At 54.9% G+C, this 13,979-nt stretch carries 14 protein-coding genes; 6 read left to right on the top strand and 8 right to left on the bottom strand.

Annotated elements, in window-relative coordinates; translation table 11 throughout:
• Positions 1–26 precede the first annotated feature (26 nt).
• The 5 genes from modF (at position 27) to gpmA (ending at position 5,877) form a co-directional block, all read left to right on the top strand.
• Positions 27–1,502, top strand: coding sequence for a molybdate ABC transporter ATP-binding protein ModF (gene modF, locus PAT9B_RS05865; protein ID WP_083810324.1), 1,476 nt, complete (start codon positions 27–29; stop codon positions 1,500–1,502).
• Positions 1,503–1,757: 255 nt separating this feature from the next.
• Positions 1,758–2,801 carry a galactose-1-phosphate uridylyltransferase gene (gene galT / locus PAT9B_RS05860; RefSeq protein WP_013508335.1) on the top strand — a complete coding sequence of 348 codons (1,044 nt, stop codon included), beginning with the start codon at positions 1,758–1,760 and terminating at the stop codon, positions 2,799–2,801.
• On the top strand, positions 2,802–3,950 hold the full coding sequence (gene galK, locus PAT9B_RS05855; RefSeq protein WP_013508334.1) for a galactokinase: 1,149 nt from the start codon (positions 2,802–2,804) through the stop codon (positions 3,948–3,950).
• Positions 3,944–4,978, top strand: a complete 1,035-nt coding sequence (gene galM / locus PAT9B_RS05850) for a galactose-1-epimerase (protein ID WP_013508333.1) — start codon at positions 3,944–3,946, stop codon at positions 4,976–4,978. The genes galK and galM overlap by 7 nt, the downstream gene beginning before the upstream one ends.
• Positions 4,979–5,124: 146 nt before the next feature.
• A complete protein-coding gene (gpmA, locus tag PAT9B_RS05845) occupies positions 5,125–5,877 on the top strand; it encodes a 2,3-diphosphoglycerate-dependent phosphoglycerate mutase (protein WP_013508332.1) in 753 nt (250 codons plus the stop codon).
• Between the two features lie 50 nt (positions 5,878–5,927).
• Here gpmA and aroG read toward each other — a convergent pair whose 3' ends face one another.
• On the bottom strand, positions 5,928–6,980 hold the full coding sequence (aroG, locus tag PAT9B_RS05840) for a 3-deoxy-7-phosphoheptulonate synthase AroG (protein WP_013508331.1): 1,053 nt from the start codon (positions 6,978–6,980) through the stop codon (positions 5,928–5,930).
• Positions 6,981–7,271: 291 nt separating this feature from the next.
• Here aroG and PAT9B_RS05835 point away from each other — a divergent pair, with 291 nt between their 5' ends.
• Positions 7,272–7,628 (top strand): YbgS-like family protein, encoded by a 357-nt coding sequence (locus tag PAT9B_RS05835; RefSeq protein WP_041525745.1) that lies wholly within the window; start codon positions 7,272–7,274, stop codon positions 7,626–7,628.
• 44 nt (positions 7,629–7,672) lie between these two features.
• Here PAT9B_RS05835 and PAT9B_RS05830 read toward each other — a convergent pair whose 3' ends face one another.
• The 7 genes from PAT9B_RS05830 to PAT9B_RS05800 all read right to left on the bottom strand — a co-directional run bounded on the left by PAT9B_RS05830 (position 7,673) and on the right by PAT9B_RS05800 (position 13,919).
• Positions 7,673–8,692 (bottom strand): acyl-CoA--6-aminopenicillanic acid acyl-transferase, encoded by a 1,020-nt coding sequence (locus PAT9B_RS05830; protein ID WP_013508329.1) that lies wholly within the window; start codon positions 8,690–8,692, stop codon positions 7,673–7,675.
• Between the two features lie 21 nt (positions 8,693–8,713).
• Positions 8,714–9,436 carry a glutamine ABC transporter ATP-binding protein GlnQ gene (gene glnQ, locus PAT9B_RS05825; protein ID WP_041525911.1) on the bottom strand — a complete coding sequence of 241 codons (723 nt, stop codon included), beginning with the start codon at positions 9,434–9,436 and terminating at the stop codon, positions 8,714–8,716.
• Between the two features lie 2 nt (positions 9,437–9,438).
• Entirely contained in the window at positions 9,439–10,095 is a 657-nt protein-coding gene (glnP, locus tag PAT9B_RS05820; RefSeq protein ID WP_013508327.1) for a glutamine ABC transporter permease GlnP, read from the bottom strand.
• A 51-nt stretch (positions 10,096–10,146) separates the two neighbouring features.
• The gene (gene glnH / locus PAT9B_RS05815; protein ID WP_013508326.1) at positions 10,147–10,899 is read right to left on the bottom strand and encodes a glutamine ABC transporter substrate-binding protein GlnH; all 753 of its coding nucleotides are present in this window, start codon (positions 10,897–10,899) and stop codon (positions 10,147–10,149) included.
• Between the two features lie 137 nt (positions 10,900–11,036).
• Positions 11,037–11,588: a carboxymuconolactone decarboxylase family protein gene (locus tag PAT9B_RS05810; RefSeq protein ID WP_013508325.1), complete on the bottom strand. Its 552-nt coding sequence runs from the start codon at positions 11,586–11,588 to the stop codon at positions 11,037–11,039.
• 2 nt (positions 11,589–11,590) lie between these two features.
• Positions 11,591–12,928 carry an aspartate aminotransferase family protein gene (locus tag PAT9B_RS05805; RefSeq protein WP_041525910.1) on the bottom strand — a complete coding sequence of 446 codons (1,338 nt, stop codon included), beginning with the start codon at positions 12,926–12,928 and terminating at the stop codon, positions 11,591–11,593.
• A 133-nt stretch (positions 12,929–13,061) separates the two neighbouring features.
• Complete coding sequence (locus PAT9B_RS05800) at positions 13,062–13,919, bottom strand: MurR/RpiR family transcriptional regulator (protein WP_013508323.1); 858 nt, start codon at positions 13,917–13,919, stop codon at positions 13,062–13,064.
• Positions 13,920–13,979: the final 60 nt, after the last annotated feature.

The raw sequence follows: 13,979 nt of genomic DNA, 5'->3' as shown, positions 1-13,979 counted from the left end.
ACACGATGCATAAAATGGAACAAATCATGGCTTCATTGCAAATTTCGCAAGGCACGTTTCGTCTTAGCGACACCCGAGTACTGTCCCTTAATGATTTAACCATCAACAGCGGTGAAAGCTGGGCATTTGTTGGTGCCAACGGCAGCGGCAAATCCTCGCTGGCCCGCGCGCTGTCGGGTGAATTACCGCCAGGCAAAGGCAGCGTCAGCCAGAATTTTCAACGTCCCACACGGTTATCACTGGAACAGCTGCAAAAGCTGGTGACCGAAGAGTGGGAACGCAACAACACCGATATGCTCAGCGAAGGTGAAGATGACACTGGCCGGACAGCGGCGCAGATCATTCAGGATGACGTCAACGATGAGGCGCGTTGCCAGGCGTTGGCGCAGCAGTTTGGCATCAGCTATCTGCTGGATCGCCGCTTCAAATATCTCTCAACCGGTGAAACGCGTAAGACCCTGTTGTGTCAGGCATTAATGGCGCAGCCGGATCTGCTGATCCTCGATGAACCGTTTGACGGTCTGGACGTGGCCTCGCGCGCCAGTCTGGCGCAGACCCTGAGTGACCTGCATCAGCAGGGTTACACCGTGGTGCTGGTACTGAACCGCTTTGATGATATTCCTGATTTTGTGCAGCACGTTGGCGTGCTGGCGGAATGTACCCTGACGCACACTGGCGCGCGTAAAGCGATTCTGGCGGAAGCACTGGTCGCCCAACTGGCGCACAGTGAAAAGCTGTCCGGTATGGCGTTACCGGAGGCCGACGCCCCCGATCAAATTCCGCATCTGGCGGAGGATGCGCCACGCGTGATGTTACGTAACGGCGTGGTTTCCTATAACGACAAACCGATTATCAATGGCCTGAGCTGGCAGGTGAATCCCGGCGAGCACTGGCAGATTATCGGCCCCAATGGCGCGGGTAAATCCACTCTGCTCAGCCTGGTGACCGGCGACCATCCGCAGGGCTATAGCAACGATTTAACCCTGTTTGGCATCCGCCGTGGCAGCGGGGAAACCATCTGGGACATCAAGCAACATATTGGCTACGTCAGCAGCAGCCTGCACCTTGATTACCGCGTCAGCGCCAACGTCCGTACCGTGATCCTCTCCGGCTTCTTTGATTCTATCGGCCTGTATCAGGCGGTATCGGATCGGCAAAAATCGCTGGCGCGTCAGTGGCTGGCATTGCTGGGGATGGATAACGCGCTGGCCGATGCGCCATTCCATAGCCTCTCCTGGGGCCAACAGCGGCTGGTGCTGATTGCTCGTGCACTGGTGAAACATCCGGCACTGCTGATCCTCGATGAGCCATTGCAGGGGCTGGACCCGATCAACCGTCAACTGGTGCGGCGTTTCGTGGATGTGCTGATTGGCGAAGGCCGTACCCAATTGCTGTTTGTTTCCCACCACGCCGAAGATGCGCCACAATGCATCACCCATCGCCTGAGCTTTGTCGCGCAGGATGAAGGCGGTTATGGCTATCAGCAGGAAAAGCTGCATTAACGAACCGAAAACCCGCGTGATAAATCGCGCCGCTACGCTAGCGGCGTGATTTATCACGCATCACATCATCAATGTAACCGTTACCATTCCATTGCCCACATATTCAGCAAGTACGTCTGATAACCCCACAAAATGAGAATCGTCACCTTGTGTAAACGATACCATTTATCCAGACTGGATCACGCTTTCAGTCTGACCTTTATGCTACTTTGAACGCAGCCATTTTTATCTGTTTGTCGTTTACCAGGACCCAACATGGAAAAATTTAACCCGGTCGATCATCCACATCGCCGTTACAACCCGCTGAGCGATCAATGGGTATTGGTTTCACCGCATCGCGCCAAGCGTCCGTGGCAGGGTGCACAGGAAACTCCGGCGCTGGAAACCTTGCCGACACACGATCCCGACTGCTTCCTTTGCGCCGGGAATACGCGCATCACTGGTGATAAAAATCCTGATTATAAAAGCACTTACGTCTTCACCAATGACTTTGCCGCCTTAATGACCGACACGCCGGATGCACCACAAAGCGACGATATGCTGATGCGCTGCGAAAGCGCGCGCGGCACCAGTCGGGTGATCTGCTTCTCGCCGGACCACAGCAAAACCCTGCCGGAACTCCCGCTCAGCGCACTGGAAGAGATCGTGCGGACCTGGCAGGAACAAACCGCGGATCTCGGTCAACACTATCCGTGGGTGCAGGTGTTTGAAAACAAAGGTGCAGCAATGGGCTGCTCCAACCCGCATCCGCACGGTCAGGTATGGGCGAACAGCTTTTTACCCAACGAGGCCCAGCGGGAAGACCATCTCCAGCGTCGCTACTTCGCCGAAAAAGGCACGCCAATGCTGGTGGACTATGTCGCGCGCGAATTGAACGATGGCAGCCGAACCGTGGTGGAAACCGATCACTGGCTGGCGGTGGTGCCCTGGTGGGCGGCATGGCCGTTTGAAACGCTGCTGCTGCCGAAAGCCCCGGTGAAACGCCTCACCGATCTGACCGAGGCGCAGCGCAAAGATCTGGCATTGGCGATCAAGCTGCTCACCAGTCGTTACGACAATCTGTTCCAGTGCTCCTTCCCCTACTCCATGGGCTGGCATGGCGCGCCCTTTAACGGTGAAGCCAACGAACACTGGCAGCTGCATGCCCATTTCTATCCGCCGCTGCTGCGTTCAGCAACGGTACGCAAATTTATGGTTGGCTATGAAATGCTGGCCGAAACCCAACGTGATTTAACGGCAGAACAGGCGGCTGAACGCCTGCGTTCTGTCAGCGATGTCCATTTCCGCGAGGCGCAATAAATGTCATTAAAATCCATTACACAACAGACGTTCGTCGAGACATTTGGTTATCAGCCGAGCCACAGCATCCAGGCACCGGGTCGCGTTAACCTGATTGGTGAACACACCGACTATAATGATGGTTTCGTCCTGCCCTGCGCCATTGATTATCAAACCGTGATTGCCTGCGCCAAACGCGATGACCGCCAGGTGCGCGTGGTGGCGGTGGATTATGACAACCAGCAAGATAGCTTTTCGCTGGATGCGCCAATTGAGCCGCTCAGCGAGCCAATGTGGGCCAATTATGTGCGTGGTGTCGTGAAACATCTGCAAAAACGCGATGCCAGCTTTGGTGGCGTGGATATGGTGATCAGCGGCAACGTGCCGCAGGGGGCGGGCCTGAGCTCCTCGGCGTCACTGGAAGTGGCGGTCGGCACCGTATTCCAGCAGCTGTATCAACTGCCGCTCGACGGTGCCGCGATTGCGGTGAACGGTCAGGAAGCGGAAAACCAGTTTGTCGGCTGTAACTGCGGCATCATGGATCAGCTGATTTCCGCGCTGGGTAAGCAGGATCATGCCATGCTGCTGGATTGCCGTAGCCTCAGCACCCGTGCGGTACCCATGCCGGCCGATGTCGCGGTGGTGATCATCAACTCCAACTTCCGCCGGACACTGGTGGGCAGTGAATACAACACCCGCCGTGAACAGTGTGAAACCGGGGCGCGTTTCTTTAATAAACCCGCGCTGCGCGATGTCACCCTGGCGGAATTCACCGCCGCTGAAGCGCAGCTCGATCCGTTGGTGGCAAAACGTGTACGCCACGTGATTACCGAGAATGCACGCACGCTGGAAGCCGCCGATGCCCTGAGCGCAGGTGACCTGACACTTATGGGTAAGCTGATGGCCGAGTCGCATGCTTCAATGCGTGACGATTTCGAAATCACCGTGCCACCGATTGACCAGTTGGTAGAGATCGTCAAAGCTGAGATCGGACCGCGCGGTGGTGTGCGTATGACCGGCGGCGGTTTTGGTGGCTGCATCGTGGCGTTGATGCCCACTGATCTGGTTGATCAGGTGCAGGCGGCAGTGGCCGAGCAGTACGAAGCCAAAACCGGTATCAAAGAAACCTTCTACGTGTGCAAAGCCTCTGAAGGAGCTGGCCAATGGTAAATGATGTGCAATCACATGCCCCGGATGGACAACCGTGGCGCATTACCGTGTTACGTAATCGCAACGGTATGGTGGTGACGTTTATGGACTGGGGGGCCACCTGGCTGTCGGCGCGCGTGCCGATGCAGGATGGCAGCGTGCGTGAAGCGCTGCTCGGCTGCGCTACCCCATCGGATTATCTGCACCAGGATGCGTATCTCGGTGCCACCGTGGGTCGCTATGCGAACCGCATTGCCAACGCCACGCTAAAGCCGCTGAATCTGACACTGGCGGCTAATCAGGGTGAGCATCAGTTGCATGGCGGACCGGAAGGTTTTGATAAGCGCCGTTGGCAAATCATCAGCCAGAGCGAAAACGAGGTGCACTATCGCCTCGACTCGCCAGATGGCGATCAGGGTTTCCCCGGCAATCTGATTGCCGATCTGCACTATCATCTCGATGACGACAACTGCTTGTCGATCAGCTATCAGGCGAGCACCGATCAGCCCTGCCCGGTCAACCTGACCAACCATGCTTACTTTAACCTTGACGCGCATCATGGCGACGCGCGCCAGCATCGCTTACAACTGCTGGCGGACCGTTATCTGCCCGTCGACAGTGAAGGCATCCCCAATGCGCCGCTGAAAGCGGTAGAGGGAACCAGCTTCGATTTTCGCCAGCCGAAAACCGTGGCCGATGACTTCCTCGCCGATGACGATCAGAAAGCGGTAAAAGGTTATGACCATGCGTTTCTGCTGAATACCGCGGGTGACAGCAGCCAGCCCGCCGCCCGACTGTGGTCAGCCGACGGCAAGCTGGAGCTAAGCGTGTTTACCGCTGCCCCGGCGCTACAGTTCTACTCCGGTAACTATCTGGAGGGAACACGCGCCCGTGAGCAGGGAAGCTATACTGCTTTCCAGGGCATCGCCTTAGAGAGTGAATTTTTACCGGATTCGCCCAACCATACTGAGTGGCCGCAACCGGATTGCTGGTTGCAACCTGGCGACAGTTGGCAGTCAGTGACGCGTTATCGCCTCACCCCGCACTGACCCGCCGGATGAAAAACGCGCACTGCGTCGCTGACAGGCTTACGCAGTGCGATGTTTTCCGCTATGGTATGGCGCTATCAGTGAGCCGCTTCATCAGGTGGCCGCCGCCGGTTTCTATAATACATCAAGCATTAAGGAGTTAAGCTATGGCCGTAACTAAGCTGGTTCTGGTGCGCCACGGCGAAAGCCAGTGGAATCAGGAAAACCGCTTCACCGGATGGTACGATGTGGATCTGTCCGATAAGGGTCGCACCGAAGCCAAAGCAGCCGGTCAGCTGCTGAAGAAAGAAGGTTTCGTATTCGATTTTGCCTACACCTCCGTGCTGAAACGTGCCATCCACACCCTGTGGAATGTACTGGACGAGCTGGACCAGGCCTGGCTGCCGGTTGAAAAATGCTGGCGTCTGAACGAACGTCACTACGGTGCGTTGCAGGGTCTGGACAAAGCAGAAACCGCTGCCAAATATGGCGACGATCAGGTGAAACAATGGCGTCGCGGCTTCGCGGTGACCCCGCCAGAACTGGATCGCAGCGATGAGCGTTTCCCGGGCCACGACCCGCGTTATGCATCACTGACTGATGCCCAGCTGCCAACCACCGAAAGCCTGGCACTGACCATCGAACGCGTGATCCCTTACTGGAACGACAGCATTCTGCCGCGCATTAAGAGCGGTGAGAAAGTGATCATCGCCGCACACGGCAACTCGCTGCGTGCCCTGGTGAAATACCTCGACAACCTGAGCGAAGACGAAATCCTCGAACTGAACATCCCAACTGGCGTGCCGTTGGTGTATGAATTCGACGAGAACTTCAAGCCGCTGAAACGTTACTATCTGGGTGATGCCGACGAGATCGCTGCAAAAGCAGCAGCCGTGGCAAACCAGGGTAAAGCGAAGTAAAAAAGAAGGCCAGACGCAAGTCTGGCCTTTTTATTCACACCAACGCCAAATTAACCGCGACGCTGTTTAACCGCCTGCGCTAACTGACGCAGCACTTTGTCAGTGTCTTCCCAGCCGATACAGGCGTCGGTCACGCTTTTGCCGTACACCAGCGGCTCGTCGCTATCGAGGCTCTGGTTGCCTTCCACCAGATTACTCTCCAGCATCACGCCGGTAATGCCCTGCTCACCGCCCGCAATCTGCTGCGCCACATCTTCCGCCACCACCATCTGGCGTTGGAACTGTTTGCTGCTGTTGGCGTGGCTAAAGTCGATCATCACCTGGGGTGTCAGACCCGCTTTCTCCAGCCCGGTTTTCACCGCTGCTACGTGGTGAGCACTGTAGTTCGGCTCTTTGCCGCCACGCAGGATAATATGGCAATCTTCGTTGCCGCTGGTTTCGACAATCGCCGAATGACCATACTTGGTGACTGACAGGAAGCAGTGTGGCGCGCTGGCCGCATTGATGGCGTCAATCGCCACTTTGATGGTGCCGTCGGTGCCGTTTTTGAAACCTACCGGGCAGGAAAGACCGGAAGACAGCTCACGGTGTACCTGTGATTCGGTGGTACGTGCGCCAATCGCGCCCCAACTCATCAGATCCGCCACGTATTGCGGCGTAATCATATCGAGGAACTCACCTGCCGCAGGCAGACCGGTATCGTTGATATCCACCAGCAGTTTGCGCGCCAGACGCAGGCCATCATTAATCTGGAAGCTGCCGTCCATATAAGGATCGTTGATCAACCCTTTCCAACCCACAGTGGTACGCGGTTTCTCAAAATAGACGCGCATCACCACTTCCAGCTCGCCGCTCAGCTCATCACGCAGCTTCAGTAAACGCCCGGCATACTCTTTTGCCGCCGCAGTGTCATGAATCGAGCAAGGTCCGATGATCACCAGCAGGCGGTCGTCTTTGCCATGCAGAATATGGTGGATCGCCTGACGGGCTTTTGCGACGGTTTGAGCCGCGCTATCGGTCGCGGGGAATTTTTCAAGCAGCGCAACGGGAGGTAATAATTCTTTGATTTCTTTGATTCTTAAATCGTCGTTCTGGTAATTCATAGGTATTCCATTCAATTTCTGGCCCGGCGCGCGCCGGGCGCAACCCGTCCAATGTAGCCCGTCAGACTGGCGCTGTAAATTACCCACGCCGGGAAAGGGTATAAGCGAAATTTGCATTTATGCGGTTTTACACTAGACTTTTAATAGTAAGCACCACGTATTAAATAATCTTCATTATTTAAATTCACATATCACATCACCGATGGAATTATATTCCGTCGCGGTGCTTTATTTTCGTCAAACTGCACCACCGGGTTTATGACGGCAACGGTCATTAATTAAAGGAGCATAATGATGAATAAGTTTGCAATTATCTTTCTGACGGCAGCAATGACACTGGGTAGTGGTGCCGCGATGGCGGCTGACAGCAATAATGGGACCGCCAATCAGGCAGCGGATGCCGGTGCGGCGGCGGGTGGCGCAAAGCAGAACCTGCCACCGAATAAAGTCGATAACAGCAAAATTAACAACACGGATGTGAATAGCGCGGCCACGTCAGGTAGCACTGACAGCAGTAATATGTCGGCCAGCGAGATTCATAAAAACAGTCAGTGTAAAGAGGGCAAATGCCCGGATATGAATAAGAAGGTTCAGACCCAAACAGGTAGCGGTGATGTCAATACTAAAACCGACGGCACCAGCCAGTAACCCTGTTCAATCAGGCCGTCATCGCGACGGTGACGGCCTGACCATTAACTGACGCGGCCCTGCAACGCGGCAACCTGACGATCCAGCGTGAATACCTGCCAATCAACCTGATGAGTTCCCAGGGTGAATACCGCTGTGGCGAGGGTGTTTTCTTCATCCGGATCCTGTGCTGATAAACGGTAAATCGGCAGTTCAGCATCATGTTGTTCTGACAAAATCGTTTTGGCCGCCGCCCCATCCAGTTCTGACTGACTGGCCTGCCAGTGTTGCAATCTGGCCTGGCGCGATGCCGAGCTGGCGGTGACCACCTGCTGTACATCGTCCATCACCGGGTGAATAAGGTGGTTAGCATGACCTATCACTTGTGCCACCTGCACGATGGAACAGCCCGAGCCGGTCGCTTCGACACTGAATACGCGGCTATCCCCCATTTGTCCCAGGGTATGATGAAAAGCCCCGGCACGCGTATGCGTGGTTAACTGAAGCACGGCTTCGTCCAGCGTCGCCGCATTTAACGCGGCGCGCGCCAGTACCTGACGGGGTAAACCTGCCGGACGGTGTAAGGCACGGATATTGTTCACCGTGTTGACGATGCCCTTCTCATTCACGGCAAAAGTGTGGCCGGGAATCGAGCCGGGATAGGCAAAACTGGTAAACCCCAGCCCATCATCCGGCGTGATGCTGACCAGCGCACAATCCTCGCGCAGCTGCGGGAAGCCATCTTCGTTGTGGGCGATGATCCATTCGCCCGCCGCATTGCTGCCCGCCACCGTGGTACAACCGTCCGAGGTGGAACGGACTAAATCGCCACGGCAGTTCCAGGCGAAGACGTCGTCAACCGCAACGCCCAGCCCCTGCGCCATACCCTCCAGCTCCTGCCAAATCAGCGGATAGCGGGCAATGACCGCCGCGCGCATCGCCTGTAGCTGTTCAGATCCCTGCATGGCGATCACCGTTTGCCACAGCCGGGTTTGCGTCAGTTTCTGATGCCAGGCATCGTGGCCAAACTCACCTAACTGTTTACCGACGGCAAAAGCAGAACCACTGATTGCGATTTTTTTCATGGGGTTATCATTCACTTATATTCAGGAAACGTGCTGCAAAAACTCTCTCAGACGCGGATTGCTGCTGGCATTGAGTAGGATATCAGGTGGGCCATCTTCAGCAATGGTGCCGCCATCAATAAAGATAAGCCGCGATGCGACGTCACGGGCAAAACCGATCTCATGGGTAACGATGACCATCGTCATGCCTTCATCCGCCAGCGAGCGCATCACCTTTAGCACCTCATGGCGCAGCTCCGGGTCCAGGGCTGAAGTCGGCTCATCAAACAGCATCATTTTCGGCTTCACCGCCAGCGCACGGGCAATCGCGACACGCTGCTGCTGGCCCCCCGACAGTTCGGAAGGATAGTGATTGGCACGTTCGCGCAACCCAACGCGATCCAGCAGCGCCAGCGCCTGCTCGCGTGCCGCCGCTTTGCTCTGCTTACGCACGCGGATCGGACCAAACATCACGTTCTCCAGCGCCGTCAGATGCGGAAACAGATGGAATTGCTGGAATACCATACCCGCTTCGCGGCGGATATCACACTCGTTGGCGTGGGGATCGGTGATATGCATGCCCGCCACCAGCAGCGTGCCGGATGAAATCTCCTCCAGCTTATTAATACAACGCAACAGCGTCGATTTACCCGACCCCGAAGGGCCGATAATCACCACCACTTCCCCAGCAGCAATTTTTAAATTGATATCGTGCAGCACCTGAGTCGCACCGAAATGCTTGGAGACCGCCGTAAATTCAACCATGCTCATAAAATATGGATCCTTTTCTCCAGTTGTTTCAGCAGAAAACTCAAGCACAGCGTCACCAGCAGATAAATCAGTGCGACCGCCGTCCAGACTTCCAGCGCGCGGAAGTTACCCGCGATAATTTCCTGGCCCTGACGCGTTAATTCAGCCACCCCAATAACAATAAACAAAGAGGTGTCTTTAATGCTGATAATCCATTGGTTACCCAGCGCCGGAATCATACGCCGTAACGCCAGCGGCATAATCACGTACCACAGCGTGCTGCGTTGCGATAACCCCATCGCCAGACTGGCTTCTTTAAAACCTTTATTAATTGATAGAATGGCACCGCGGGTAATTTCCGCAATATAGGCACCCGAGTTAATAATAATAGTAACAATCGCGGCACTCACCGGATCGATACGAATCGGTAACACCATCGGCAGCGCGAAGTAAATAAACATCACTTGCACCATAATCGGTGTACCGCGAATAAGCTCAACGAAGATCAATGATATCGTTTTTGTGATACGCCCCCCCAAAGCACGGCAGGTTCCCGCCAGCAGTCCAATAACAAAACCGCCCAGCAACCCCGAGAGGGAGATAATCAACGTCAATTGTAATCCCTGCAATAACAGCGGCAGAGATTCCCATATATATTTGGTTTCGAAATTCATAGCACGACCAATTCAGCTGAACTCAGGCCGGTTGCCACCGGCCTGACAGGGTTATTTAGGTTGTTTATCAAACCACTTAACGTAGATTTTGTTGTAAGTGCCGTCAGCGCGTAATGCTTGCAGCGCCGCATTGACTTTCGGCGTCCAGCTACTGTTTTTCTGCATCGCAAAGCCGTACTGCTGCGGCAGGATGCTGTCGGTCTCCCCGGTAGACTTCACTTTGCCATCGCCCGCCGTTTTCACGTAGTAGAGTACGTTCGGCGAATCATGTACCACGGCATCGAGATTACCGGCCTGCAAATCAAGGTAGGCGTTGTCGATATTCGGGAACTCAACGTAGTCCGCTTTATATTTGGCTTTCATAAAGCTGGCAGCAGCAGTACCCTGTTTCAGTCCCACTTTTTTACCTGCCAGATCGCTAAATTTGGTGATGGCATGATCGCTGCTTTTCACCGCCATTAATAAATCGGCGTCGTAATAACCCTCGCTAAAATCAACTACCTGTTTGCGCGCATCAGTAATGGTAATGCCCGCCATTGCCACGTCCAGATTACGTGATTGCAGGCCTGGAATTAATCCACCGAAATCCATCGGGCGTAATTCATAGCTCACATGCATTTTCTGTGCAATAGCGTCCCATAAGTCGATGTCAAAACCGACATATTTATCGCCTTGTTTAAATTCGAAAGGAACAAACGCGGTATCAACACCGACCACCAATTTATCCTGCGCCATCGCAGAAAATGTTGCCGAGCAGGCAACCAGCGCCAGTGTAACTTTTAATTTTGAAAAAAATGCAGACATAATAACCCTCAGCGTCAGTGAAACAGCAGGCAGTAGCATTCGCGCAGCACAATAAATATTGGCTACCATTAATAATCCATGTTATTCAGCACGGGGAATAAGGGCCGGTGACCAACCCTTATTTTCGAGTGAACCACTTATGCGGGGATAATAAAATCCCTGGTGTCGGGTACTGGCGTCTGTGCGCCATTCATTATCATGGAAAGAAAACTGTAATAACCGTTAATACCTATCAGATCGACCACACCTTTTTCACCCCACAGGGTGATGGCCTGTTGCCAGATGTCGTCATTCACTTTTTTCTGCTGATGCAACTGCTGGCAGAAGTGATACACCACCCACTCATCGTCCTGTAAATCATCGGGCAAGCGCTGGGCATTAATGGCCTCAACGGCGTGGGCGGAGATCCCTTTTTCCCGGGCGATGGGTGCATGAATCGCCCATTCCACCGGCTGTGACCAGTGACGAGCCGTAAGCAGAATCGCCAGCTCCGACAGACGTTGACCCAGCGCGCTGCGATATCGTAAGTACTCTCCCATACGCTGTGCATGGGCCATCAGCTCCGGGCTGCGTAACAGGGGTTCAAACGGCGGCAACAAGGCACCGCGCGGTCCGTTGATGATCTCTTCGGCCAACTGGCGCTGTTCATCGCTCCATTGCTGCTCGGCCAGCGGCGGTAAACGGTTCATGATTACCCTCCCGCCAGCTTGCGCGTTTCTGCGCTAATCACCTGATGCAGCGTATCCACGACAAAATCCAGCTGCGGACGAGTGACGATAAACGGCGGTGCGATCAGGATATGATCGCCATACTGACCGTCGAGGGTGCCGCCCATCGGATACACCATTAAGCCACGTTCCATACAGTGCGCTTTAATCGCCGCATGTAACTTCAGTGCCGGATCGAACGGGGTCTTACTGGCTTTGTCCTGCACCAGTTCCACGCCCGCGAACAAACCGCGCCCGCGAGTGTCTCCCACATGCGGCAAGGCGCCCAATACTTCGCGTAACGCCTGTTGCAGATAAGCCCCCTGCTGCTGAACCTGCGCTAGCAGGTTGTCGCGCTCAATGATTTGCTGCACAGCCAGTGCGGCGGCGGCGGCCGTGGCGTGACAGATGTAGGTATGACCATGCTGGAACAGACCACTGCCCGCCTGTAACGCTGCCACAATTTTTTCGCTCGCCAGCACTGCGCCAATCGGCTGATATCCGCCCCCCAAGCCTTTGGCGATAGTGACGATATCCGGTACCACGCCATCCTGCTCAAAAGCATGCAAGGTGCCGGTGCGTCCCATGCCACACATCACTTCATCCGCGATATACAGGATGCCGTACTTGTCGCATAAACGGCGCACGCCCTGAAAATAGCCAGGGGTGGGCGGCGTAGCCCCGGTGGTGGCACCGACGACCGTTTCCGCGCAGAAACCGATGATTTTCTCCGGCCCGGCGGTCAGGATCGCCTCTTCCAGTTCATTCAACAGACGCTGGGTATATTGTTGCTGGCTCTCATCGTCGCGGCGGTCGCGATACTCATTGCACGCCGAAACACGCACCACATCCATCAGCAGCGGCGCAAACTGGCGGCGACGCCACTCGTTACCGCCCACCGCCAGCGCGCCAAGGGTGTTGCCGTGATAACTCTGCTTGCGCGCGATAAAGGTCGTGCGTTCAGGCTGGCCAATCTCGACAAAATACTGACGCGCCAGTTTCAGCGCGGTTTCCACCGCTTCTGAGCCGCCAGAAACGAAGTAGGCATAATTCAGATCGCCCGGCGCGGTGCGGGTTAACTGCGCGGCCAGTTGTTCAACGGTTTCACTGGTGAAAAAGCTGGTATGTGCATAGGCCAGTTGATCAATCTGACGGTGCATCGCCGCCAACACCTCAGGATGAGCATGCCCAAGGCAGGAAACGGCCGCCCCCCCGCAGGCATCAAGATAACGCTTACCACTGATATCGGTGATGTAAGCCCCTTGCGCGCTCACCGCCACGGCGGGCGTGCTACGTAGACTGCGGTGAATGATCTGACTCATGCTCTGTTCCTGCTCCTGAAAACGCGTGTGCTCGATATTGACTGCATCTTGCATGATCCATTTGAATCACGTCAACGCAAATATGATACAAATGCATTGCATTTTCTTATGGCAGGAACAAATGAATCATCTGTCAGGATTTACCCGGGATAACGTAGGCTCCCGAATCAATCAGATAACGTTCCGCGCTCTCAATTTTGCTGACTGCTTCGCGCCCATGGCGTGCCACCAGCATGGCCAGCAGGCACTCGGCTAACCCCATGCCTGACACCACGGAAGGAAAGAAGGAAGGACTGTCGATTGAGAACAGCAAAGTGCAATCTGCCGCCTGTGCCAGAGGAGAAACCGGGGAATCGGTAATGGCGATGATGCGTGTCCCGGCCTGGCTTGCCGCATGCAGCACATCCAGCGATTCACGTGAATAAGGTGCGAAACTGGTGAGCAGCACACAATCTTTGCCACTCAACTCGCGGGTGAAGACTTCGATGTTGCTCGCCAGACCATCGATCAATGACACCTGACGGTTGAACAAACGGTAGACATAAAACAACGACCAGGCGATGGGGAAACTGGCGCGAAAACCACAGATATAGACGTTTTCCGCTTCATCCAGCAAGGTTACTGCCTGCTGCATCGCCTGTTGGTTTTCGTTCTGGGTGAAAGCCAGATTGGCCTGATGCGCCAGAAAAACCTCTTCATACAAGGCTGGCTGGGTGCCTTTGGCGATCAGTTTTTCCGCTTTGGATACATATGTATCATTGCGCAACCCCAGATCATCGATCATCGCGCTTTTCAGTTCGCCCCAACCTTGATAGCCGAGGCGTTGCGCCAGCCGCAGCAGCGTCGCGGGTTTGACACCGCCCTCTGCGGCAAAGGCGCGCATCGACAGCACCACCAGTTTGTTGGCATGTTGCAGGGAAAATTCGGCGGCACGCTGTAACTCTGGCGAGAGTGAACTGAACTGACTGACAATATTTTCCCGTAGATTCATCGCGTTTCGTCATCATAAAAAGGGTAACGGCACGATGTTAACACTCATATGCCGGGGAGA

Source organism: Pantoea sp. At-9b (genome assembly GCF_000175935.2).
GTDB lineage: Bacteria > Pseudomonadota > Gammaproteobacteria > Enterobacterales > Enterobacteriaceae > Pantoea.
This window is presented reverse-complemented; position numbering and strand designations above follow the sequence as displayed.